Here is a 23,590-nt window from a genome sequence, read left to right on the forward strand (position 1 = left end):
GCGATTTAATCATACGGGGAAGGCTTTCCCTTTTTCAATTTAATTTAGAAATTTACACAAAATATTTTACACTCCCAGAACGCTATCCTTTAAATTAAAAATTCTCCAAAATCAGCAATTTCTGAGTAGTCAATGCATAAATCGTTACTATAGAAACAACTAATCGTTTAGATAATAGCACTATTATCCTTAAATATATTAAGTGTTTACTAAAATGATTTCAATATTGCGATAAATTTTTTGATAAACGTTTTGCCATTCTTTCGAAATATCCGTCAAAAACTAGTATCTGCAGTCTTAATTGATAAATTAAGAATCAACTGCTTTCGATCAATAACTAAAAGCCTGAGCCGTTTCTTTGCTACGACTCAGGCTTTTTAATAAAATTTGATTTGCTAGTCAAATCTTTGCCCCATAATTACTAAATCGCGTTTCTGACCATCAAGTTCCGCGACAGCTGGTAACCATCCCCACTGGTTAAAGCCGAACTTTTTAAACAAACCAAGACTTGGCTGATTATGCCCAAAAATATAAGCTGCCAACGCAGTCACATTTAAACTTGGCAACTGGGTAATCACAAACTCGAGCGCCTGCGATCCCAACCCCTGATGCCGCGCGTTTTGATCGATATAAATGCTAACCTCGGCTGTGTGTTCATAAGCCGGCCGCCCATAAAACGGCTCCAGTCCTACCCACCCCAAAATCTCATCGGTATCGCTTCTGATGACCCATAATGGATGGGTTGGCGTAAAATTATGAAACCACGCCTCGCGATCTGAAGTCATCAACGGCTCGAGATCAGCTGTTGCCAGACGTGAAGGAATGATTTGATTATAGATTTCGACAATTCGACGCAGATCTTCATGTCTGGCCATCTCAAAACGAAGACTCAATTTGCTGTTCACCTCATTATTATTTTTGTCAAATTATAGAAAAGCTTTCTTTTTTTAGCAAATTCGTCCTTGATCAGCCAATGGAAAGGCTTCCAGATTAAAGTTCGCTTAGAAGTCGCTTTTGGCCGTTGATTTTGCCACTTCAGCATGTTAATGTAAAAATACACCGAATTTTATAAAGTTTAGCTTCATTAATGTTCGTGTTTAAAAATAAGGGAGAGAGAATACTATGACTAAGACAAGGAATCGTTATGGCGTCGCCTTCGCTGGTGTCGTCTTGCACTTAATGATTGGCGGCGTCTATGCCTGGAGCGTTTTTACCAAGCCGATCGCTCAACAAACTGGCTGGCGGGAAGCCTCGGTATCATTTGCATTTAGCCTGGCCATCTTCTGTCTGGGGATGTCAGCCGCTTTCATGGGTCGCTTGGTCGAAAAGTTCGGCCCAACCGTTACTGGTACTATTTCTGCTGTTTTATACGGATCAGGGATCATGCTGACCGGGGTCGCCATTCACACGCACCAACTTTGGCTACTGTATCTGGCATACGGCGTTATCGGTGGCTTGGGCCTCGGATCTGGCTACGTGACGCCGGTTTCCACGATTATTCGTTGGTTTCCCGATAAGCGTGGCTTGGCAACTGGCCTGGCCATCATGGGCTTTGGCTTTGCCGCGCTGCTGACGGGTCCAATTGCTCAGCAGCTGATGGCTGGCATCGGTCTTTCCGCTACCTTCTACGTCTTAGGCGCCTTCTACCTGCTTGTAATGCTGATTGCCGCTCAGTTCATCAAGAAGCCACGGCCAAACGAACTGCCAACCGCGATTGCCCAAAAAGCCTCTCGAGTCAGCTTGACGAACGGTCAACAGCTGACTGCCAACCAAGCCGTTAAAACCCGAACTTTTGCTTTCCTGTGGCTAATGTTCTTCATCAACATTACGACTGGAATCGGCTTGGTTTCCGCCGCTTCACCAATGGCCCAAGAAATGACTAAAATGAGCGCGGCCACAGCAGCCGTAATGGTTGGCATCTTGGGTCTGTTCAACGGTTTTGGTCGCCTCGCCTGGGCCACGCTTTCTGACTGGATCGGTCGTCCGCTGACCTACAGCCTGATTTTCATCATCGACATTATTATGCTGATCATCTTAATCTTCTGTCAGGTACCCGCAATTTTTGCCATCGCTCTATGCCTGCTGCTTTCTTGCTACGGCGCTGGCTTCTCCGTCATCCCAGCCTACCTGGGTGACGTTTTTGGCACCAAAGAACTGGGCGCGATCCATGGTTACGTGCTGACTGCCTGGGCGGTTGCCGGCATGGTCGGTCCCGTATTGCTTTCCTTCACGCACCAAGTTCTGCATAACTACTACATTACGCTGTTGGCCTTTATCGTGATCGACGTAATCGCCATGCTGATCTCACTTTGGATTCAACGTGATTTCGTATCACCAAAGGAAACGGCAGCCGCAAAATAGTCGTTTTATCAAAATCAACAAAATAATTTTTTAATTTTACTATCTAAGCTGCTGATATACGATTAAGCCAAGGATTGTGCAAGTTGTCGTTTTGTACAATCCTTGGTATTTTCTAATTTTTACGGTTGACAATTGTCACTAATAATCGATATGCTGTTTGCAACGATTTTCGAAAGGAAGATTCAAACGCCATGACTAAACCAGCTTCAATGATGTGTTGTCAATCCATGTGCTGTACTGTAATGTAATGTACCACGCACTATTTGGCATACCATCATTGAATCAGACTGGACACAGGTAGGTAGGCGTTGATCCCCAACAAAAGGCTTGCCGGATCCAAGCAGGCACTAGGCCGTGATTTCTTTGATGGAGTCACGACTTTTTTCGTTGGTTTGCTATTATTCAATAATTCAATTTTTAAGGGGTTTTTACAGATGAAATTTACAAAAGTCAAATTGCTGATTGCCGCTCTTGCCTTAGGCGAACCGTTGCAGCTGCACCGGTTGCTCATGCCGAGACTTTAACAGTCGGCACCACGGCACAGACCTATCCAACCTCCTACAAAAAAGGCGACAAACTGACTGGCTTTGACATTGCCGTCACCAGAGCAGTTGCCAAGGAGATGGGTGATAAGGTCAAATTCAAGGTTGTTGGTGACATCCCAAGTCTATTCGGTGAACTTGACAAGGGCAGCATCGACACGATCGCCAATTCCGTCACGGTGCTTCTTGAACGACAAAAGAAATACAACTTCTCACCAGTCTACTCATATTACGCCGCTCAGATCACCGTTAAAAAAGATTCCAAGTATAAAACGATCAAGGATCTGGAAGGCAAAACCGTTTCGGCCACGGTTGGGTCATCCAATATCGATTTGCTGAAAAAATATGACTCTAAGATCAAGATCAAAAAATACGATGATCGCAATGCTGTCTTTACTGATGCCAACAATGGTACGGTTGCTGGGGTCGTCAACCACCATCGGCTAAAGTCGATGGCTTTGCGGATCTGGATGGACGCAGCGTGGCCGCCCATACTTTTTATAACGCCTATGTCAAAATCATCGGTCCCCAACGCTTCACTCATGGTGAGATTGTGGCACTGGGTAATCTTTTTCAAGTTACGCTGGAAGACAATTCAGCCTTGATCAAAGAGATTCGCAGCTATTACCCACAAGTTGGCCCGCCATTGTCATTATCCGCACTTGGCGTCACCAAAGAAGATCAGCTGAATTCATTGACTGAATACATGGCCCAGCCTGATAATGTCAGAATGCAGTCGATTTTTCCTGGCATCTCGCCGGCTGATATTCGACAGACGCTTCTAAAACTTATCTAAAGAGCAAAAGGACCCGACGAACACTCGCCGGATCCTTTTAAATATCAATTAAAATTTCGTTGTCTTAATCAATGACGGTCAGCTTAAAATAGCTGTAGCATTAAAGCAACGATGATTTCTTTAATCAGCTTACCGCCTAAAGAGATTGCTGCAAAAACGATCAAGCCGTTGATAACCAAAACAATCAGTGCGCCATAGATTCGATCAAGCTTCTGTGGCCCGGCTTTAAGCATTTCATCTGCAATTGCCAGAGCAAACAGTCCCAACGCAATCAGCAGCATAATCCCAACCAGTGTCATCATCCCAAGCGAACTGGTCATTACCGCTAACAAGAGACTAAGCAGGATCAAAACAACATTGAAATTGCTGGCCCAGGTCAGATGATTAATCATGTCAATCCAGTCACCACCCTCGCTTCCGTCAACATAACGTTTAAATACGTATGCAACGGCACTCATCAACAGGGCGGCGACTACGATCAAGAGCCAGAGCAGACAAAAGCTGCCAGCAGTCATAGCCTTGATGTGAAAGACAATTGCCGATCCCGAGGCCAGCTGAGCGATTTTTTCGGACAGATGATCAACCATCCAGCTGATTGTAATTACGGAAAACAGGGCTTCTAAGATCAGCATCATCAATCCAGTCCAGCGCCAGCTTGGTCGCCGATACTCACCTGGATGCCGCAGCGACTCGATCAGCCAGTTCCAAGCCCGACTAAAGCCTTGCTTGGCATGCTCAAGATCTAGCGTAACATCAAGCGAATCTGCATCGTTCGTCTTTGTTTTGGATGCAGCAGCTTTTCTGGCCTGCATCCGACTCTTGATTTCCTCATGCTCAGCAGTTTTTTCAATCGCTTTAGCCTCACTTGCCGCGCTGATTGCCGTTTTTTGATTTAATTCGGCTGAAGCGTTCTTGATTGATTGGGGTTGATCGCCAAATAATCGCTTTTGTTCCAAAACCACCTGCTCTGCCGGTACCGTATCTTCTCCAGGTGCAACAGCAGCCTTTGAAGACGAGATTGATGAATCAGATTCGCTTACCCCAATTATCGTTTCATCTTGATTCAAATCATCAGTTGGTACATATTGGTCAACTTTGACCTGTTCATCAGAAGTTGGATCAGGCCGCTTGTTTTCATTGCTTGCCAATTCCGAATGCTTATTTTCATCGGCTTCCGATTTTGGCTTATCGGCATGCTCAATTGGCAGATGGGCTTTTTCAGCCGGTGTTTCGGGCTGATCAACGGGCTTTTTTTCTGCTGTATCTTGATGCTTGTCGATAGGATCAGCAACCGACTGTGGGCGGATGGCTTTTTCAAAATGCCACCCGCAGCGCGTACAGTACTCAGCATTTTCTAAAACCTCACTGCCACAGTTGGGACAGATTTTCATCTTGTTTCCTCCATCACCATTAACTTATAAAAGCACCCCGCAGCAGTGGCGGAGTGCTTTTTCATTCAGCGATATTAGCCTTCAAAGACGTCCGTCAATGGAGGTACCACTTGCTTCTTACGTGAAACCACGCCTGGCAGGTTCATACGGTGGTTGTCGCCCAGTTTCTTGCCGAATGCTTGCTCAACCTTGTCCGTGTTACCGCCAACGACCAATAGATCAGAATCGCTGTTCAAGATGTTGGTAGCGATCAGAATAAACGTGTCGTAGCCGTTTTCTTCGTTCAGCTTGGACATCGTGTTTTCCAGGTCAGCTTGACGAGAGAAGACATCGTCCAGATCAACCGTGTTTACTTGACCGATCCGCAGCTTGGCATCACCCAGTTCAAACGTCTTGGCATCGCCGTCAACGATATCCGTGTCAGACTTGGCAGCCAGGTTAGTACCAGCCTTCAGCATTTCGATACCATAAGCTTCGTAGTCTTCAACACCAGCAACCTTAGCCAGGTACTTCAGTGCTTCGCCATCGTGATCAGTAGTCGTAGGTGACTTCAGCAGCAGCGTGTCGGAAATGATAGCTGACATCATCATCCCAGCCAGGTTGGCAGGAATGTCGATGTGCTTTTCTTGGAACAGTTCCGTGATGATCGTGGAAACACAGCCGTATGGGCGTGCTGTGATCCAAAGTGGCTGTGCCGTGTTGAAGTTAGCGATACGGTGGTGGTCAACCAAGTGCGTAACCGTAACCTTGTCGATATCGGCAACTGACTGTTGTGGTTCGTTGTGGTCAACCAGCATAACCTTGTCCGTTTCGTTGGCAACCGTCTTAACGACCCGTGGTGCTTCCATGTTGAAGTAGTTTAAAGCATACTTCGTTTCGTCGTTTGGTTCACCCAGGGCAACGGCTTCCGTTTCGTAGCCCAGTTCGTTTTCAAAGTATGAAAATGCCATTGCGGCCGTAATAGCGTCAGTATCTGGCTTTTGATGACCAAAAACTAATTCCTTACTCATATTGACAACTCCTTTGATTCAATCATCACGTAAACGTTGGCTGTAACGTTTCGCAAATTAATTATACCCTTTTATTTTAGCACGACCAGTCCATAAATGGGAATCAAATTTCATTCATGATGCATATTTATGCAGATTATGAAATTGAATCCGTCAGATCAAGCTGTTCGGTCTGTTCAGAATCAGTCAGCTGTGGCTTGATCCGCAGCTTAACCGGGATACCCTGACTTTCCGTATCAATTACAAATGTACCGTTGGAATGAGCCGTTCCCAGATGGTGATCAGTAATCAAAACGTCTTGGAACATTGGCCGATCCGTAATGATTTGAACGGCACCTTGGTAGTCGGCATCATACGGCATAAAGTCAACTAACTTGTGTGGTGCCTTCTTCAGTCGATGCAATACCAGCTCACCGCGTCTTGCCCGCGCGCCCAGCTTGATATCGGAGACGGCCATTTCCTTAAAGGCCCCCCGCTGCGTAATCATGGCCAGATGCTGATCTTCTTCAACCAGCTGCAAGTCAACCATGCTATCATCATCATGCAAGTTGATTCCGCGCACACCAGTCGTTCTAACCCCAGCAATTGGTACTTCGGCTACGTCAAAGCGAACGGCATAGCCTTCATGACTGATTGCCAACAGTGACTGTGACTTATCGGCTGGCTCATAGTACATTACATTGACGACTTGAGCATCATCGCTCTTGAGCTTCATGTAGACTGTCGCCGTACTCTTGTAGCGCGATCCTGGCTGATATTCCTTGAACTCGGTCTGCTTGACTTGACCATCGCTGGTTCCCATCAACAGCGTCCCTGGCATGTCCAGGCGATCAAAAATCATGGCCTTGATGATCTCTTCACCTTGTGCCAGTCCGATTGTCTGCGAGATGTGCTCACCAACGTCTTTCCAGCGAACGTCAGTCAATTCATGCACCGGCCGATAGATTAGGTGACCATGGTTAGTAAACATAAATAGATGCGCCAGCGTGCTGGTTTCTTGAATGAGCAATGGGTAGTCGTCTTCTCTAAGACCATCTTCTTCAACATTTGATGCCTTAAACGAACGCAGGCTGCTGCGTTTGATGTAGCCAGCCTTGGATACCAACACGACCACGTCTTCTTTGGCAACCGTAACCTTGGTATCAATCTCAAGTTTTTGGACCTTGCTTTGGATCTCGGTGCGCCGTGGCGTGGCAAATTCTTTTTTGATGGCCCGCATTTCTTGACGCAGCACCTTGGCTAGTTCATTTTCATCACTTAAGATCAGCTGATATTCGGCAATTTTTTCATTTAAGCGCTTTTGTTCGTCTTCTAATGCCGTTACGTCGGTATTGGTCAGACGGTACAGCTGCATGGTAACGATAGCTTCCGCCTGTGGATCGTCAAAGCCTAGTGACTCAATCAGATTCTGCTTGGCATCGGCCCGATTTTTGGAGGCCCGAATCGTTTTGATGACCTGATCCAGCATACTGAGTGCCTTGATCAGCCCTTCAACGATATGGAGCCGCTTTTGTGCTTTATTCAGATCAAAGCGCGTCCGCCGCATGATAATCTCTTTTTGAAAACTCAAATAAGAGGTCAAGATATGCTTTAAACCTACACGCATTGGTCGTTGATTATCTATAGCGACCATGTTGAAGTTGTAGTTGATCTGCAAGTCGGTATTCTTGAGCAGATAGTTCAAGATTCCTTCCGCATCGGCGCCACGCTTTAGTTCAATAGCAATTCTGAGGCCGCTTCTGTCGGTTTCATCCCGTGCATCAGCAATCCCCTCAACTTTTTTGGCCAGCCGCAGATCATTGATGCGCTTAACCAGCTGGGCTTTGTTAACTTCATATGGAATCTCGGTGATGTTGATCTGCTGACGGCCGCCACGCAAGGTTTCAATGCTGGTCTTGGCCCGAACGATAATCCGGCCACGCCCAGTTTCATAGGCTTTTTTAATCCCTTCTTTGCCTTGGATAATCCCACCGGTTGGGAAGTCAGGCCCCGGCACAAATTCCATCAGCTTGTCCAGACTAGCCGTTGGATGACCAAGCAGATAGATCAGCGCATCGATCAGCTCACCCAGGTTATGCGTTGGAATTTCCGTGGCATAGCCGGCTGAGATCCCAGTTGCACCATTGACCAGCAAATTGGGAATGCGGGCTGGCAAAACGGTTGGCTCTTTTTCGGTATCGTCAAAGTTCAGTGTCATATTAACGGTATCTTTGTCGATATCCTGCAACATCAGTTCTGAAATCTTGCTCAAGCGCGCTTCAGTGTAACGCATAGCCGCTGGCGGATCACCATCCATCGACCCATTGTTGCCATGCATCTCAATTAAAGGATCACGCAGCTTCCAGTCCTGACTCATCCGCACCAGCGCTTCATAAATCGAACTGTCGCCGTGAGGGTGGAAATTACCCATAACGTTACCGACCGACTTGGCTGACTTACGAAAACCCTTGTCGTAAGTGTTACCGTCCTTATTCATCGCAAACAGGATGCGGCGCTGCACCGGCTTAAGACCATCACGAATATCTGGCAGGGCCCGTTCTTGAATGATTGACTTGGAGTAGCGGCCGAAGCGATCGCCCATCAAGTCTTCCAAAGTCATATTTTCGATTTTTGACTCACTCATTGACTATCACTCCTTACTTTTGATTCCAAGTCGTAATCGTTGGCGTCTTGGCTTTTTGCCCCCGATTTTCCATCAACTGATCGGATTCTTCATCATCGCTTAGCGTGAACTGAACGTTTTCTTCAATCCACTTCCGCCGTGGTGCTACCTTATCACCCATCAAAGTGGTGACGCGTTTTTCAGCCAGCTCGGCATCCTCAATCCGTACGCGAATCAAGGTCCGCGTATCTGGATTCATCGTGGTTTCCCAAAGCTGATCCGCATTCATCTCACCAAGACCCTTAAAGCGCTGCAATTGTGCACCACGGATCTTCTTGGTCAGCTGCGTCAGTTGGTCGTTGGTCCAAGCGTACTGAATCTTGGTCTTGGCACCCTTGCCAGACTGCACTCGATAAAGTGGCGGCAAAGCAATGTATACCTTGCCGGCTTCGATCATTGGCCGCATGTACTTATAGAAAAATGTCAGCAGCAGAATTTGAATATGGGCCCCATCATCATCGGCATCAGTCATGATAATGATCTTATCGTAATTGGAATCAGCAACGTTGAACTCGCTGCCGACGCCGGCCCCAACCGTGTAGATAATCGTATTGAGCTCTTCGTTTTTCAAGACATCATCCAGTTTAGCCTTTTCTGTATTCAGGACTTTACCACGTAATGGCAAAATTGCCTGGAACTTTCGGTCACGCCCCTGCTTGGCACTACCACCGGCTGAGTCACCTTCGACCAAGAACAGTTCATTTTTGGTAGCATCTTTGGATTGAGCCGGGGTCAGTTTACCTGACAGATTGCGTTCCTTGCGACCTTTACGCTTTGATCCGCGTGATTCGTCACGAGCCTTGCGCGCAGCCTCGCGTGCCTGACGTGCCTTGAGTGCTTTTCGGATCAGCTGTTGGGCTTCATCGCCATTTTCCATCAGCACGTAGCTTAGCTGGTCGCTGACGATTGAGTCAACGATCTTCCGGGCTTCTGGCGTCCCCAGCTTGTCTTTAGTCTGACCCTCAAACTGGAGAATCCGTTCTGGAATTCGTACTGATACGACTGCCGTCAAGCCTTCACGTACGTCAGATCCTTCCAGGTTTTTATCGCGTTCTTTTAGCAGACCGACTTTTCTGGCATATTCATTGAAAGTCTTGGTCCAGGCATTGCGAAAACCAGCTTCATGCGTGCCGCCATCTGGAGTGCGCACGTTGTTGACAAAGCTTAAGACGTTTTCTGAATAGCCATCATTATACTGAGCCGCGACCTCTACCTCAACGCTATCCTGCTTGCCATCAAAGTACATGATCTGACCCAGGGTATCTTTGTCTTCATTCAAATAGTCGACAAAGTCCTTGATGCCATCTTCAAACTGAAAGACCTCTTCTTTTTCCTGATCAGCACGCTTGTCGGTCAGCGTAATCTTCAGCCCCTTGAGTAAGAAAGCCGACTCACGCAGCCTTCTGGCCAAAGTGTCGTAGTTATAGACCGTCGTTGAAAAGATTTTTGGATCCGGCTTAAAGGTTACCGTGGTCCCCGATCCAGCGCGGGTATTGCCCATTTTTTTAAGGGTACCGACTGGATTACCGCCGTCGACAAATTTTTCCTGGTAGCGAACGTGATCGCGCACAATCGTCAGCGTCAGCTTGGAAGACAGGGCATTAACGACCGAGGCCCCAACCCCATGCAGACCACCAGATGTCTTGTAGCCATCATCTTGACCAAACTTACCCCCGGCGTGCAGCACCGTCATGATGACTTCTGGCGTTGGCTTACCTGATGCATGCATTCCAACTGGCATCCCTCGACCATGATCTTGGACCGTAATCGAGTTGTCAGGTTCAATCGTGACGTTGATCTCATCGCCAAAACCCGACAAAGCTTCATCGACTGCGTTGTCGACAATTTCGTATACCAGATGGTGCAGGCCATAGGTATCAGTTGAGCCGATGTACATCCCAGGCCGTTTACGAACCGCCTCGAGCCCTTTCAGGATCTTAATGGAGGATGCATCGTATTGATATTCTTTTTCTGCCAAAGAATGGCCCCCCTCGTACAATTTTTAAGTAACGTTTTTTAATATAACTGATTTAACAGATTTTGGCAAACTTTATACAAACATTTGTGCCCCCATTATTTCAATTTGTCAAAGTAAAGTTGCCGTAATCGATCAATGTGCTATTATAACAATTATGCAATCATATTGAGGGAGTTTTTATCAGTTCATGTTTTTAAAAATCTGTTTGATGGCCATCATTGCCTACCTGCTGGGTTCAATTCCGTGGGGGTTGTGGATTGGTCAGATCTTTTACCATAAAGATATTCGGCAATTTGGCAGTGGCAATATCGGCACGACCAACACACTGCGCATCTTAGGACCTAAAGCCGGGGTAACCGTGTTGTTTTTGGATATGTTTAAGGGAACCCTGGCCGCCTGTCAGCCATATTTTTTTCACTGCAGCCAAACCGTCAGTCCGCTTTTGATCGGTCTGTTTGCCGTTTTGGGCCATACCTGCTCAATTTTTGATCATTTCCATGGCGGCAAGGCCGTTGCCACCAGTGCCGGGATCTTGTTGGCCTACAATCCATTGCTTTTTTTAGTAGCATGGGTGATCTACCTGACCGTACTGTTACTGACCAGCATGGCTAGTGCTGCCGGAATCGTTGGCATCACCGCCATCTTTATTATCGCTTTGTGCATCCATGACTGGATTCTGGCAGTCATTGCTGGCTTCTTGACAATTGTGATCATCTGGCTGCACCGTTCCAACATCAAACGTATCTTTAACGGTACTGAGTCACTGGTTCATTTTGGACTAGGTTATCGACGCCAGCAAAAACGCAACCAGAATAAATAGCTTGCATCCAAACGCATCACTTGGCATCATTGCGCCAGCGATGCGTTTTTTGTATGACAAGCTACCCAATTGGAAACCGATTTCCTAAAACTGCTTGCAATCATTTTGAAAGCGCTTATAATAAGGTGTAACGATTTCCTAAAGTCAAAAGATCACTTAGCAAGTATTTAAGAAGAGGTGTGCTTAATTATGACTGTCTTTAATCAACAAAGCTTTCGTCTGGATGGCAAGGTTGCCTTGATCACTGGTGGTGCCAATGGCTTGGGGCAAAACTACTCCAAGGCACTTTCAATGTATGGCGCTAATATCTTCGTAGTTTCCAATTCCAAGCGTGGCTGGGAAGAAACGCGTCAGGCCGTAGAAGCCAATGGTCAAAAGATCGGCTTTTTGCAATGCGACATCACCAAGCCAGACTGTGCCGATTCAATCATCGAACAATGCGTAAAGGAAATGGGCGGTCTGGATATTTTGGTCAACAATGCTGGCATTCAGATTCGCAATGACGTCTTGGAATTCAAGGATGAAGACTGGGATAAGGTCATCAATCTAAATCTCAACGCACTCTACCACATGTCACATGCTGCGGCGAAATACATGGCTAAGCAGAATCACGGTAAGATCATCAACATTGGCTCAATGCAGTCCTATCGTGCCGGTAAGTTCATCTTCCCCTACACGGCAGCCAAGCATGGCGTCTTAGGGCTGACCAAGGCATATGCCGATGCGCTTTCCAAGTACAATATCCAAGTCAATGGTTTGGCACCTGGTTATATTCTTACGGATATGACCAAATCACTGGCTGAGGATCCAGTTCGTGGTCCAGAAATCAAAGAACACATTCCTTCCGGTGAATGGGGTCACCCTGAACAATTAATGGGGCCAATGGTTTTTCTGGCCAGTCCGGCATCCGACTATGTAACTGGTGTAATGTTGCCGGTTGATGGCGGCTATCTGTTGCGCTGACCAAATTTACGGAATAAAAAAGAGGCTGAGAATTAACTCAACCTCTTAACTACGTATGAATAATAATGCCTCAGCACAGTAGCTGGCTGGCAGTTCAACCGCTGATAAATCAGCATTTGACCGACCTAGCCATCCTGGCGAGGGTTCGAAGATAAACTCTGAAAATCGGTTGCAAGCTGATTTTCGGAGTTTTTTCTCACTCTCTTTTGGATAGCTTTAGAATGGCTGAATAGCAAATGCATAGTCCTCATGCTTGCCAGGCGCCAGGCGGCTCATTACCTGCTTATCCTCCAGCTTGCCATCACTGTGAATGTTATCGGCAATGCCCCACCATGGTTCCACACAGACCAGGTTGGCCTTGGCTGGATATGGCGACCAGACACCAACAAATGGCGCTCCGTTAACTTGTACATGCATGCCATGGCTGGTTTGCGGCTCCGTCAGCGTGGCCGTAAATGGCATCCCCTTTGTCGCAAAGATCAAGGCATCTTCGTCAAACAGTTCGTGGTTAAGCGTTACTGGCTGCTGCATGTGCAGAACCTCTGGATGTTCCAAATCATTAAATGGACCCGGTGCCACCAGCTTGACCTGTTGATAGTCAATCGCAGGCGAAACGCTGAGCTGAGCAGTCTCAAAGCTGCCCTGCTCGTCTACGGGAACGTTAAAGCCTGGATGTGCCCCCAAGGCATAGATCAGCGTTTGATCGTCACTTGGATTTTCAACCCGGTAGCTGATCAGCAGCCGCTCGCCATCCAGCTGGTAGCTGATCTTCAAGACAAAGGCAAATGGGTAAGCCGCCCGCGTTTGTTCATCGTCACGCAGCTCAAAAACTGCCTTGGTGCTTTCCTGTTCAATAACCTTGAATTCACGATCACGCGCAAAACCATGCTGCGTTTGGTGATAAATTTTGCCTTGATATTCGTATTGATCATCTTTTAAACGACCAACAAACGGAAACAGAACCGGTGCCTGCCGTTTCCAAGAAGTCGGATCTCCTTGCCACAGATATTCACGCTCATCCTCATTGCGCTTGATACTGTGCATCTGAGCACCCAACGGATCAATCTGGACCGTTAAATACTCATTTTCAATTTGAATCATCTCTCGTCATATCCTTTCCACTCTCAATGGGCAAGTGGTATATGCCAAAAGCCCTCCATTCTGCACAATAACAGATTGAGAGGGCTTTCGCAAGTTTATTTTTAATTTTGGATTGGTTCTTCGTAGTCGCCATTAGGACAAACGATCTGCTTGCCCTTTTTAACTTTCTTTTCGATCAAGAAATGACCATCTTTTGGACAGTTGCGACCAATTGGCTTGTCCCATGAAACAAAATCACATTCTGGATAGCGCGAACAGCCATAAAAAACTCGATTTTTCTTGGATTTGCGTTCAACCACATTGCCTTGACCACACTTTGGACAAGTAACGCCGATATCCTTGACGATGGCTTTGGTGTTGCGACAGTTTGGGAAGCGCGAGCAGGCATGGAACTTGCCATAGCGGCCCATTTTGACAACCATTGGCGCTCCACAAATCTCACAGTTGGTTCCAGCCAGCTCATCATGCATCTCAATTTTGGCAACCTGTTCTTCAGCTGCCTGTACTTCCTTAGAGAACGGCTGGTAGAACTTGTCAACGACTTTGACCCAGTTTTCCTTACCTTCCTCAATCCGGTCCAGATCATCTTCAACCTCGGCGGTAAACTTAACATTGACGATTTCTGGGAACTGCTTGACGATGATCTGATCGACAATCTCACCCAGCTCAGTTGGCTCAAAATGACGTGATACCAAGCGAACGTAGTAGCGACGCTGAATCGTATCCAACGTTGGTGCATACGTAGATGGTCGACCGACCCCGTTTTCTTCCAGCGTCTTGATTAAAGCAGCTTCAGTATAGCGAGCAGGCGGCTGTGTAAAGTGCTGTGCCGGATCATCACTGATCAGGTTCACCTGATCACCTTGGTTTAAATCAGGCAGCACATTGTCTTTTTCCTGTCCTCGCTTATAGACCTTGGTAAAACCATCAAACTTGACCTTGGAGCCATTGGCATGGAAATCAACGCCGTTTTGGCTTAGAGAAACGCTCATCGTATCAACAATCTGAGGCGTCATCTGGCTGGCCACGAACCGGCTCCAGATCAGGCTGTAGAGCTTATATTGGTCGGCAGTCAGGTACTGTTTCATTTCAGCAGGCGTTCGGTTGACCGAAGTCGGCCGGATCGCTTCGTGAGCATCTTGAGCCCCTTCTGGCAGCTTACCCTTAACTGGCTTGATGGCAGCATATTGCTCACCATAGTTTTCGTGAATAAACTGAGAGGCTTCTTGTTTGGCAATTGAGGCAATTCGCGTGGAGTCGGTACGCATGTATGTAATCAGACCAACCGCGCTGCCATGCCCCAGCGTGATCCCTTCATAAAGCTGTTGAGCAGCCATCATGGTCTTGCGCGTTCTAAAGTTCAAACGACGGTTGGCATCCTGCTGCATCGTTGAGGTAGTATATGGCGGCTGTGGCATCCGCTTGCGTTCTTTGCACGTAACATCGTCAATCGTAAATGGTGCTTTACGATCAATTTTAGCCAATACCTTTTGGACTGCCTCATTGTTTGGCAAGGCAAGCTTCTTACCATTTTCACCATAAAAAGATGCGGCAAACTCATCTTTGCCCTTTTTGAACTGACCATCAATCGTCCAATATTCTTCCGGCTTAAAATTACGAATTGCCTGTTCTCTTTGAATGATCAGGTTTAAGGCAACCGATTGGACACGACCAGCTGACAGACCTTTTTTAACTTTCTTCCAAAGAATCGGACTGATCGAATAACCAACCAATCGATCAAGTACCCGGCGCGCCTGTTGGGCATCAACCAGATCCATATTGATTTCGCGTGGTTCCTTAAAGGCTTCTTTAACGGCATCTTTGGTGATTTCATTAAAGGTAACGCGATTCTTGTCTTTAGTGTCCAGCTTTAAAATATTGGCAACATGCCAAGCGATGGCCTCCCCTTCTCGGTCCGGGTCAGATGCCAGATAAACGGCTTTCGCCTGCTTAGCATCCTTTCTCAGCTCTTTGATTACGTTGCCTTTACCACGAATCGAGATGTAATCAGGCTGATAGTCGTGTTCGATATCAACGCCCATGCGGCTCTTTGGCAAATCGCGCACGTGACCCAAGCTGGCAACGACTTTGTAGGTCCGACCAAGATACTTGCCAATTGTTTTGGCCTTGGAAGGCGACTCAACGATAACCAGCTTCTTTTTGGTTTTAGGACGCTTGGCAGTCGTTTTTTTAGTTGTTTTAGTGGCCGTTTTTGATGTCTTGGCCGAAGTAGTTTTAGCAGTTGATTTTACAGTTTTAGTTGCCATCATAAGGCTCCTATCGTGATGAATTTGATCGGTTGTATTTTTCTATCTATTAAAAGTCTTTCATGCGGTCAAACCCGTCTAGCTGATTTTTGTCAGCAAAAACCGATCAGATAGACCTTGATTAATTCTAAAAAACAAAATGGTCTAACTAGCGTAAAAATATAGTAGATTTCTTTAAAAAAATCAAGGCAACTATAAAATCAATTTGACAAAAACGTCCAATCCGGTATTTCCTCCAGTACGTCTTGACTGCTTAGAATCGGTTTGGCGCCGGCCGCAATCAGTTCATTGGTACCGATTGACATTGGTGAATCAATTGGTCCAGGAACGGCACAGACATTACGATTGTCCTGCAACGCCAGATTGGCCGTAATTAAGCTGCCGCTGCGCCGACTGGCCTCAATAACCAAACAAGCGTGACAGAGCCCAGCAATAATCCGGTTGCGCTCTGGAAAATTTACCGAACAAGGTGGCGTGCCAAGCGGGTATTCGGTTAGCAGCAGGCCATGCTGTGCTACCTGCTGCTGCAAGGATGCATTGCACCGTGGATAGTTGCCATTCAAACCAGTACCAATCACCCCAATAGCCGCACCGCCATCCAATAGCGTAATCTGATGAGCTAAGCCATCAACGCCTTTGGCCAGACCACTGACGATTGCTGCCTGACTGCTGGAAATGCCTGGCAGCAATTGATTGATCACCCGTTCACCATATTTAGAAATATTTCTTGCACCAACCACAGCCAAGCTTGGATACTGCAACAGTCTTAAATCTCCTTGATAATATAAAACCAATGGCGGATCGTAAATTTCGCGCAGCTGTCTTGGGTAGACGGCATCAAGCGGCGTAATGAATGGCATTTGCAGATTCTGTTCGGTTAAGTGATAAAGGCCTTGACTTGCCCATTCATCCAACCATTGCATTCGTTTGGTAAAGGTCATGTTCAAGTGATCAGTCAATCTTGAAACGTCGCTGATTTGTTTTTGCTGAACTGCTGCCATTAAAATCCGATATTTCATTCTGCGACTGAGGCAATGACAAAGACTCAATCGTAAGATAAATTCACGCAAGCGCATAATTTTTCCCCCTTTTTACCCCCTCACCATTGCTATATGCCAAAATCGCCATTTGATATTAAAAAAGTTTAAAAAAATAATTCATTCACCATCACAGCGAATGAATTATCAATTAGCTAATGCAAATATTTTTGAACCGGTGCAAACGAGTGACGATGAATTGGACATGGACCCAGTTTGGCCAGTCCATCCAGATGCTGTTTGGTCCCGTATCCCATATTTTCAGCAAAACCATAGCCTGGATAGAGCCGGTCATAGTCTTTCATCAAATGATCTCGATACTCCTTGGCTACAATACTGGCAGCGGCCACACTGATGCTTTTTTGATCACCTTTGATTAAGGTCGTTTGTGGAATATCAATAGCAAGCGGCACAGCATCAACAATCAGATGCGACGGCCGATGGTGCAATGACTCAACGCTGCGAATCATTGCCTGCTGCGTGGCTGCATAAATGTTAAGCTGATCGATAACCGTACATGGATTAACGGCAATGCTGACTTCCAAAGCCTCATTGACGATCTGCAGATACAGCTGCTCACGCTCATGGCGAGTCAGCTGCTTAGAGTCGGTAACTCCGATTAGATCAAAATCAGGTTCTAAAATCACCGCACACGTAACGACCGGCCCCGCCAATGGACCACGCCCCACCTCATCGATGCCAGCAATATATTGATGTCCTTTTTGCCACAACTCATTTTCATAGTAAAAACGCTTCTTAAATGCCGCATAACTGGCTGCCTGACGCTCCAAGCGGCGTTTCAGCTGTTCCAGTGCGGTTTGAACGCCTTTACGCTCATCAGCTTGCAGCGACTGGACAAATGGATCATCAAGCGCTTGTACGTCTTTTAGGCGTTCTTTGATCTCTTTGATGCTCAACTTACTCATTGAGGCCCTCGTCATTGATGTCAGCTGGCTTCTCTAAAGAGATCGTACCCAGCTTGCCTTTTCGGAGATCAAAAATCAAGCGCTCGCTGCCACGATCATAGTCATCCCGAAAACCCATCTTCTTGGTAATTGTCAACAGCAGATCTGGGTCGGTAACGCTTTCATCCACGTCAGCATCCGTTAAATGATAACGATCTTTCAGTTCGGTTAAGCGATTGGCCCGTAGATATTGCAATGCAAACAACGCTACGTCATCTTTGGCAAACAGACTGTCTTTGATCGCACCAGAAAGTGCCAGCATTAAGCCTTCCTTTTCAGTCGCAAACTTATGCCACAAAACACCTGGCGTATCCAACAGCTCCAATTCAGCCGATGAGCGCAGCCACTGCTGACCAGTTGTCACCCCGGGACGATTACCGGTTGCAGCCACGTTTTTCTTGACCAGGTGATTTAAAAGCGTTGACTTGCCGACATTTGGCACCCCAACACACATTGCACGAATCGCCCGCTTCTTCATTCCCTTTGCCTGTTCATTAGCCAGCTTTTCTGCCAGAACCTGCTTGGCGGCATTGGTAACAGTCTTAGCCACGCTGCGAGAGCGCGAATCCAGTGCCAAGACCGGCTGCCCATGATCCTTAAAGTACTGCAGCCATTCTTTGGTGACTTCTGGATCCGCCAAATCGGTTTTGGTTAAAATCAAAAGACGCGGCTTGTCGCCAGCTGCGAGGTCCACTTCAGGGTTTTGCGAGGAATAAGGCACCTGTGCGTCAACCAGTTCAAATACGATATCGACCAAAGGCATCTGTTCTCTGATCTGGCGCAATGCTTTAGCCATGTGACCAGGGAACCATTGAATTGTTGCCATTAGTTAATCACTCCTAATTCATTTTTTCTAGATACAGCTGCCAGGCATCATCAAAAATCGTCATTCCTGGCAGATAATCGGCATTTTCTTCCAAATAATGAGATATTTCATCAAAGTCTTGGGAATGCTTAGGAAATGTTGAGTCCAAAAAAGCATTGTTGGCAAACTGTTCAACCTCAGTAGGCTGATTTGGCTGCCTTAAGGTCATCAAAAAATGATAGAAACTTTCACGAAACATCTGTCTCCCCCCCTGTTAGTTATCCTGCGGCACGGTAATCAAAAATTTAAATTCCCCGTTAGCCATGTTGATCTCATCGGCCTGCGCATGTACCGCCTTATTCTTGGTGTACTTGTTCAGATCCAGCAAAATCGTCTTTTTCTTTTGGTTGATGTAGACCCAGTTTGGCAGTTGATAGTTCTTTTTGATATAGCCCATGACGAACCCAATTGGCAAGTTAAGCCGCCCAACCGCCAGTCCCTTGGCTTTTAACAAAATATTGCCCTCACTGGTTTTAACTGGGATGCAGTTCATCGAGTATTGCACGTTGACACCCAAAAACTTAGCGTGCCCGATCACCGTTGCGTACTGATTGCCTACAATAAAACGATATTGCGGCTTTTTGGATTTTTTCTGAATTCTTTTAATGTAGCTGTTAGCTAAGGCATTGACCTGCTTTTGATTCAAAACCAGTTCCAGTGACGTATCGCTGGCTTTGGGTGCTGCCGTTTCAGCCGGCGTCTTAACCGGTGCGCTGGCTAGATGAACTATCGTCAACAGCGAGCAGATTAAGACGATTACCAAAACCCAAAAAGCAGCCTTCCAGCCATTGTATTGTTTTTTAATTTTGTCTTCCATATTCATTCAAATCATCCTACTTTTGCTGATATTCCCAGTCATCATGCTGCAGCATCATCTTGTATAAAGCATTGGTCATCTGATCATAACCCTTGCTGTTAGGGTGAAAATTGTCTTCAGTTGAGATGTAGTTGTTTAGATTATGCGTATCATTATTCATAATCGCAATCACCTGTTTTTGGGTAACCTGATCGCTGTTGGCTTGATGTGCCTGCTGTGAAAGCTTTTGCCGCTGCTTAACCGTTTTATATTGCCCATATGACATTAAATGATTAATATCAACCAAATAGGACGGACCATATTGTGCCACGGTCTGTTGCGTAATCTGATTCCATTTGGCGACTGATTCATTAATAACCGAGACGTCTGGGAAATAAGTATAGACCGGATCATAAATACTGTACATAAAAATCGGTGCGGTAGCATTCTGTTTGCGAACCGCGGTCAGCAATTCGTTTAGCTTTTGCTGATAGGTCGTGCCTGCCTGCTCAATATTGCTCTCGATCTTATTGGTTGAATTGCTCAGCAGGTTGCTCTCCAACTTCTGCATCAAGTCATTGCCACCAACCGTCATCACGATCACATCGGCTTTTTTTAGATTTGCCCGCATTTCAGGCTGTTCGTTAAGCCGCTTGAGCATCTGGTCAGAACGGTCGCCAGTTACCCCATAATTATACGTGGTGACACGATTATGATAGTGTTTTTGCAGTTTGTTTTTAATCCGACCAACATAGCCTTGTTCGTTTTTATCATCACCTTGACCATGCGTCAGCGAGTCCCCAATTGCGACCAGCGTCACACGCTTTTTTATGATTCGATCTTTTTGTGACGTCTGCTTAACCGTTGTTGGTGCTGAATGCTGCTGATGATACCAGTAACCACTTCCACCGGCAATCGCCAAAACGATACCGATCAACAACAGCAAGCCTTTTTTGCCGCGCAGCATAACATTACCTCTCACTAAAAAATTCTTAAAACCAATTAAGATACATAAGAAGTATTATAGTGCATTTTGTCATGCTACCGCAAACTCGGAAGCGGATCCAACTGTCAATAATTTATGGATTGATTGTTCCAAAAAGAGTACAAAAAATACGGTTGACGACTTAATAAGCCTCAACCGCATATTCAGCAACTGTTTAAATCGATTATAGATTACGGTGGAAGAAGAACTTCTCAATCCAGCGACTATCCTTACGCAGCCTTACGTAGGCAATCACCGCAAAAATCAAAGCCCCGATGAAATCCGCGCACAAATCCCCCATCGTATCCATCAAGACAGCCCGTCCCATCAGCAAATGATCATCTTTCATGTAGCGCTGTAGATTCATGCCAAGCGAGTCGCAAGTGAATTCGTAAAATTCCCATAAAACGCCGCAAAAAACCGCAAACGCTATCGCATACATACTGATAAAAAACGGTGGGATATGCTTAATCCCTTCATTAGGAATCAAACCACCAAAAGCCGACAACGCAAAGCCAGCCAGCAGTGCACCGCTGATTAGATGAAGACCCTTGTCCCAGTACGGAATGCTATAAAAATGATAAATCGTCCCCAGATAGATTGCCCCATAGATAAACATCAAAAACAGGCTATAGAGCAACGGTGGCAGATAAACCTTTAATTTAAGCGCCAAAAACTTAGGCAGCATAACGATCAACAGACCAGCCACGATCTCAATATCCAGAAACCAGGCCGCTCCCGCAGCTTTAGTGGTTGTCGCCGTCAAAGCCGTTTTGGTCGTAAGCGCCAACGAGATCAGCATTGAAAGCACGATGAACCACAAAAAAACATTGAGCACTTTTTCACTGATGTTTGAACCGTTTTTCACCATTGTCACTTCCTTTTATTTGAGTGTGCTGAACGATCATTGCTATAATCAGAGTGGAAAACTCGATTAAAGGAGCGGTAAATGATGGTCAAACAAGCACTCATTGTTTATTATTCTCAATTCAATAATACCACTAAACTTGCTAAATTAATTCAAGATGCGACTAAGGCTCCCGCGTTGCGTCTGCACGTAGCCGACAGCGTCTATCCAAATAATATGGAAGCTACTGATCGAATCTACCAAAAGCAGCTAACGCAACACCAACTCCCCACACTCACCAATTCCTTACCTAGACTGGATCAATATGATGTTATTCTGGTCGGTGGCCCAGTCTGGAATGGTAACGTGGCGGCACCAGTGATTGAGTTTTTAAGAAACATTCAAGGATATCAAGGGCTGATCGCGCCATTTTCAACTGCCTGGAGTGATTCTGACCATTATCAAGAAAATTTCGTTAACTGGGCTAGCCGGCTGCAGGTCGCTGATGGCTTTCACATCACGACTCACGGCTCCCATCAGTTCAAAGCAAACAATCTGGCGGCCTGGCTGCGCAAATTATAATAAAATAAAAATGCTGTCGCTGACTCATAAAAAGCCTGCGACAGCATTTTTTGTGGCCTTTTCAGCCTGCTCTTTAAAAGACAAAGTTGATCAGCAGCATGTAGCAAAGCGTCCCTACGATCAAGGTTAAAAACAGACTATGCTTCCATAGATGCACGATCACTGTCACCACACCAGTAATGACTTCCGGTAGGCCATGCGTCCCGCCAAGCCAATTGACGTTGCGGTAGCAGTCTACGACTAACATCCCCATGATCGCGGCCGGTAAAAACTTGCCCAGTCCCGTTACGAAATCAGGCGTGGCGGCTTCCGTTCTAAAAAGCAGGAATGGCGTTAACCGGGTGGCAAAGTTTGCCAGCGCGGCTAAAGCAATGCAGATGATCTGCTCAGTCAGCGTCATTTTTAGTTTCCCTTTTTTCTCGGCGCCAGTAGATAATCGCATATTCAACTACCAAAACCAGCAAGGTAGCTACTAAAAAGTAAGTCTTGCCAAACACCAAAATGCAGGCAATCGTCACAATCACGCCGCTGGTTGAACTGAGATGGTCCTTTTCCTTTTGAAACTGATCAACAGCCAGGGCAATAAACAGCGCCGTCATAACAAAATCCATTCCGGGAATCTGTTTGCCGACCAAGCTGCCCAGCGCGCCGCCTAAAAAAGCGCCCAAGATCCAGTAGCTGTGATCAAACAGCGAAATCAGCGTGTAGACTGAGTAGCGATCATATTCTTTAGGAATCGATAGACTATAGTTGACGACAAAAGTCTCATCGGTCAAGCCATAGATCAAAAAGAACTTGCGCCAGCCCGCACCATGATACTTTTTCAGCATTGAAAGGCCATAAAAGAACTATCGAAAGCCAACAACCAAAGTTATCAAAACAACATTGCCCGGCAGAAAGCTCTGAACCAGCATGGAAGCCAGGATAAATTCAACGGAGCCCCCATATACTACCGCTGCCATTATCGTGGGAAACCAAAAGCCAAAGCCCAGGTTGTGCATGTATAATCCGTAGCCGGTTCCTAAGATAAATAACCGAAAAAAATCGGTAACGAATTGTTAAAAGCAAAGCGCACGGTTTCTTGGCGCGTTGCCGGTGGTGATGCTTGCATATTTTCCTCTCCCCTGTGAATAATTAATTACAGAGATTAATTGTAACGCAAGCTATTATTGATTAACAGGGACTTTTTATTATTAAGACATTTTATGCATTATTGCCAAACTGACGTCAACACGATTATGCCAGCAAGATACGGTTGTTGCCTAATTTTGATCAAGCAAGCCAGCAATCCGCAGCATTAACCGCAGACATTAGTCGGAGATTTTTGATTTCGGCACTGCTACAAGATCAGACTGATACTGTCAAGAAGCGAACTAGCGATAAGGCAGCCAGCGATTCAATTCCTGCCGTTTTTTTGCCTGTTCCTGGCGCCACTGATGCCAACTGCTGCTGGCCTGGCTAACATGTTCAATCAGTTCACGATCGATTTTTTCACGGTATTCCGCTACTGGCTTGGTATAAAGTTTGCCATTTTGATCAAACTGAGGGAGTGTAAAATATTTTGTGTAAATTTCTAAATTAAATTGAAAAAGGGAAAGCCTTCCCCGTATGATTAAATCGCT

At 46.1% G+C, this 23,590-nt stretch carries 23 protein-coding genes and 1 pseudogene; 7 read left to right on the forward strand and 17 right to left on the reverse strand.

Annotated features, from left to right (window positions below; all coding sequences use genetic code 11):
* Nucleotides 1–395 precede the first annotated feature (395 nt).
* Nucleotides 396–893 (reverse strand): GNAT family N-acetyltransferase, encoded by a 498-nt coding sequence (locus QOS03_RS07215; protein WP_408612083.1) that lies wholly within the window; start codon nucleotides 891–893, stop codon nucleotides 396–398.
* Between the two features lie 229 nt (nucleotides 894–1,122).
* On the opposite strand from QOS03_RS07215, the gene QOS03_RS07220 reads away from it, so the two are divergent.
* From QOS03_RS07220 to QOS03_RS07235, 4 genes are all read left to right on the forward strand, one after another.
* On the forward strand, nucleotides 1,123–2,361 hold the full coding sequence (locus tag QOS03_RS07220) for an L-lactate MFS transporter (RefSeq protein ID WP_283575902.1): 1,239 nt from the start codon (nucleotides 1,123–1,125) through the stop codon (nucleotides 2,359–2,361).
* Nucleotides 2,362–2,669: 308 nt separating this feature from the next.
* Nucleotides 2,670–2,885, forward strand: coding sequence for a hypothetical protein (locus tag QOS03_RS07225; protein ID WP_283575903.1), 216 nt, complete (start codon nucleotides 2,670–2,672; stop codon nucleotides 2,883–2,885).
* A gap of 53 nt (nucleotides 2,886–2,938) precedes the next feature.
* Entirely contained in the window at nucleotides 2,939–3,508 is a 570-nt protein-coding gene (locus QOS03_RS07230; protein WP_283575923.1) for a transporter substrate-binding domain-containing protein, read from the forward strand.
* Entirely contained in the window at nucleotides 3,505–3,699 is a 195-nt protein-coding gene (locus QOS03_RS07235; protein ID WP_283575904.1) for a hypothetical protein, read from the forward strand. The genes QOS03_RS07230 and QOS03_RS07235 overlap by 4 nt, the downstream gene beginning before the upstream one ends.
* A gap of 83 nt (nucleotides 3,700–3,782) precedes the next feature.
* On the opposite strand, the gene QOS03_RS07240 is transcribed toward QOS03_RS07235, so the two are convergent.
* The 4 genes from QOS03_RS07240 to parE all read right to left on the reverse strand — a co-directional run bounded on the left by QOS03_RS07240 (nucleotide 3,783) and on the right by parE (nucleotide 10,740).
* Complete coding sequence (locus tag QOS03_RS07240; protein ID WP_283575905.1) at nucleotides 3,783–5,090, reverse strand: zinc ribbon domain-containing protein; 1,308 nt, start codon at nucleotides 5,088–5,090, stop codon at nucleotides 3,783–3,785.
* A gap of 74 nt (nucleotides 5,091–5,164) precedes the next feature.
* The gene (locus QOS03_RS07245) at nucleotides 5,165–6,100 is read right to left on the reverse strand and encodes a manganese-dependent inorganic pyrophosphatase (protein ID WP_272208705.1); all 936 of its coding nucleotides are present in this window, start codon (nucleotides 6,098–6,100) and stop codon (nucleotides 5,165–5,167) included.
* Nucleotides 6,101–6,236: 136 nt separating this feature from the next.
* Nucleotides 6,237–8,723 (reverse strand): DNA topoisomerase IV subunit A, encoded by a 2,487-nt coding sequence (gene parC, locus QOS03_RS07250; protein ID WP_283575906.1) that lies wholly within the window; start codon nucleotides 8,721–8,723, stop codon nucleotides 6,237–6,239.
* A gap of 13 nt (nucleotides 8,724–8,736) precedes the next feature.
* Nucleotides 8,737–10,740 (reverse strand): DNA topoisomerase IV subunit B, encoded by a 2,004-nt coding sequence (parE, locus tag QOS03_RS07255; protein ID WP_283575907.1) that lies wholly within the window; start codon nucleotides 10,738–10,740, stop codon nucleotides 8,737–8,739.
* Between the two features lie 187 nt (nucleotides 10,741–10,927).
* Between parE and plsY the strand changes: the two genes are divergently transcribed.
* Nucleotides 10,928–11,560, forward strand: coding sequence for a glycerol-3-phosphate 1-O-acyltransferase PlsY (plsY, locus tag QOS03_RS07260; protein ID WP_283575908.1), 633 nt, complete (start codon nucleotides 10,928–10,930; stop codon nucleotides 11,558–11,560).
* A 189-nt stretch (nucleotides 11,561–11,749) separates the two neighbouring features.
* Nucleotides 11,750–12,523 carry an SDR family NAD(P)-dependent oxidoreductase gene (locus QOS03_RS07265; protein WP_272208709.1) on the forward strand — a complete coding sequence of 258 codons (774 nt, stop codon included), beginning with the start codon at nucleotides 11,750–11,752 and terminating at the stop codon, nucleotides 12,521–12,523.
* 216 nt (nucleotides 12,524–12,739) lie between these two features.
* Here QOS03_RS07265 and QOS03_RS07270 read toward each other — a convergent pair whose 3' ends face one another.
* The 9 genes from QOS03_RS07270 to QOS03_RS07310 all read right to left on the reverse strand — a co-directional run bounded on the left by QOS03_RS07270 (nucleotide 12,740) and on the right by QOS03_RS07310 (nucleotide 21,410).
* Nucleotides 12,740–13,624: an aldose 1-epimerase family protein gene (locus tag QOS03_RS07270; RefSeq protein WP_283575909.1), complete on the reverse strand. Its 885-nt coding sequence runs from the start codon at nucleotides 13,622–13,624 to the stop codon at nucleotides 12,740–12,742.
* Nucleotides 13,625–13,725: 101 nt separating this feature from the next.
* A complete protein-coding gene (topA, locus tag QOS03_RS07275; RefSeq protein ID WP_283575910.1) occupies nucleotides 13,726–15,891 on the reverse strand; it encodes a type I DNA topoisomerase in 2,166 nt (721 codons plus the stop codon).
* A 200-nt stretch (nucleotides 15,892–16,091) separates the two neighbouring features.
* Nucleotides 16,092–16,967, reverse strand: a complete 876-nt coding sequence (gene dprA / locus QOS03_RS07280; protein WP_283575911.1) for a DNA-processing protein DprA — start codon at nucleotides 16,965–16,967, stop codon at nucleotides 16,092–16,094.
* A 116-nt stretch (nucleotides 16,968–17,083) separates the two neighbouring features.
* Nucleotides 17,084–17,854, reverse strand: a complete 771-nt coding sequence (locus QOS03_RS07285) for a ribonuclease HII (RefSeq protein ID WP_283575912.1) — start codon at nucleotides 17,852–17,854, stop codon at nucleotides 17,084–17,086.
* The gene (ylqF, locus tag QOS03_RS07290) at nucleotides 17,847–18,719 is read right to left on the reverse strand and encodes a ribosome biogenesis GTPase YlqF (protein ID WP_283575913.1); all 873 of its coding nucleotides are present in this window, start codon (nucleotides 18,717–18,719) and stop codon (nucleotides 17,847–17,849) included. Before ylqF ends, QOS03_RS07285 begins: the two co-directional genes overlap by 8 nt.
* A gap of 13 nt (nucleotides 18,720–18,732) precedes the next feature.
* Entirely contained in the window at nucleotides 18,733–18,957 is a 225-nt protein-coding gene (locus QOS03_RS07295) for a YozE family protein (RefSeq protein WP_272208148.1), read from the reverse strand.
* A gap of 15 nt (nucleotides 18,958–18,972) precedes the next feature.
* On the reverse strand, nucleotides 18,973–19,575 hold the full coding sequence (locus QOS03_RS07300; RefSeq protein WP_283575915.1) for a YpmS family protein: 603 nt from the start codon (nucleotides 19,573–19,575) through the stop codon (nucleotides 18,973–18,975).
* Between the two features lie 16 nt (nucleotides 19,576–19,591).
* Nucleotides 19,592–20,521 carry an SGNH/GDSL hydrolase family protein gene (locus QOS03_RS07305; RefSeq protein ID WP_283575916.1) on the reverse strand — a complete coding sequence of 310 codons (930 nt, stop codon included), beginning with the start codon at nucleotides 20,519–20,521 and terminating at the stop codon, nucleotides 19,592–19,594.
* A gap of 202 nt (nucleotides 20,522–20,723) precedes the next feature.
* A complete protein-coding gene (locus QOS03_RS07310; RefSeq protein WP_283575917.1) occupies nucleotides 20,724–21,410 on the reverse strand; it encodes a hypothetical protein in 687 nt (228 codons plus the stop codon).
* A 78-nt stretch (nucleotides 21,411–21,488) separates the two neighbouring features.
* Between QOS03_RS07310 and QOS03_RS07315 the strand changes: the two genes are divergently transcribed.
* Nucleotides 21,489–21,968 (forward strand): flavodoxin family protein, encoded by a 480-nt coding sequence (locus QOS03_RS07315; RefSeq protein ID WP_283575919.1) that lies wholly within the window; start codon nucleotides 21,489–21,491, stop codon nucleotides 21,966–21,968.
* Nucleotides 21,969–22,041: 73 nt separating this feature from the next.
* On the opposite strand, the gene QOS03_RS07320 is transcribed toward QOS03_RS07315, so the two are convergent.
* The 3 genes and pseudogenes from QOS03_RS07320 to QOS03_RS07330 all read right to left on the reverse strand — a co-directional run.
* Entirely contained in the window at nucleotides 22,042–22,368 is a 327-nt protein-coding gene (locus QOS03_RS07320) for a branched-chain amino acid transporter permease (protein ID WP_283575920.1), read from the reverse strand.
* Nucleotides 22,355–22,969, reverse strand: a pseudogene (locus tag QOS03_RS07325) (AzlC family ABC transporter permease). The gene QOS03_RS07320 and the pseudogene QOS03_RS07325 overlap by 14 nt, the downstream one beginning before the upstream one ends.
* A 372-nt stretch (nucleotides 22,970–23,341) precedes the next feature.
* The coding region (locus QOS03_RS07330) for a hypothetical protein (protein WP_283575921.1) at nucleotides 23,342–23,590 on the reverse strand (249 nt) is incomplete at its 5' end.

It is taken from the genome of Limosilactobacillus pulli (assembly GCF_947381555.1).
Classification (GTDB): Bacteria; Bacillota; Bacilli; order Lactobacillales; family Lactobacillaceae; genus Limosilactobacillus; species Limosilactobacillus pulli.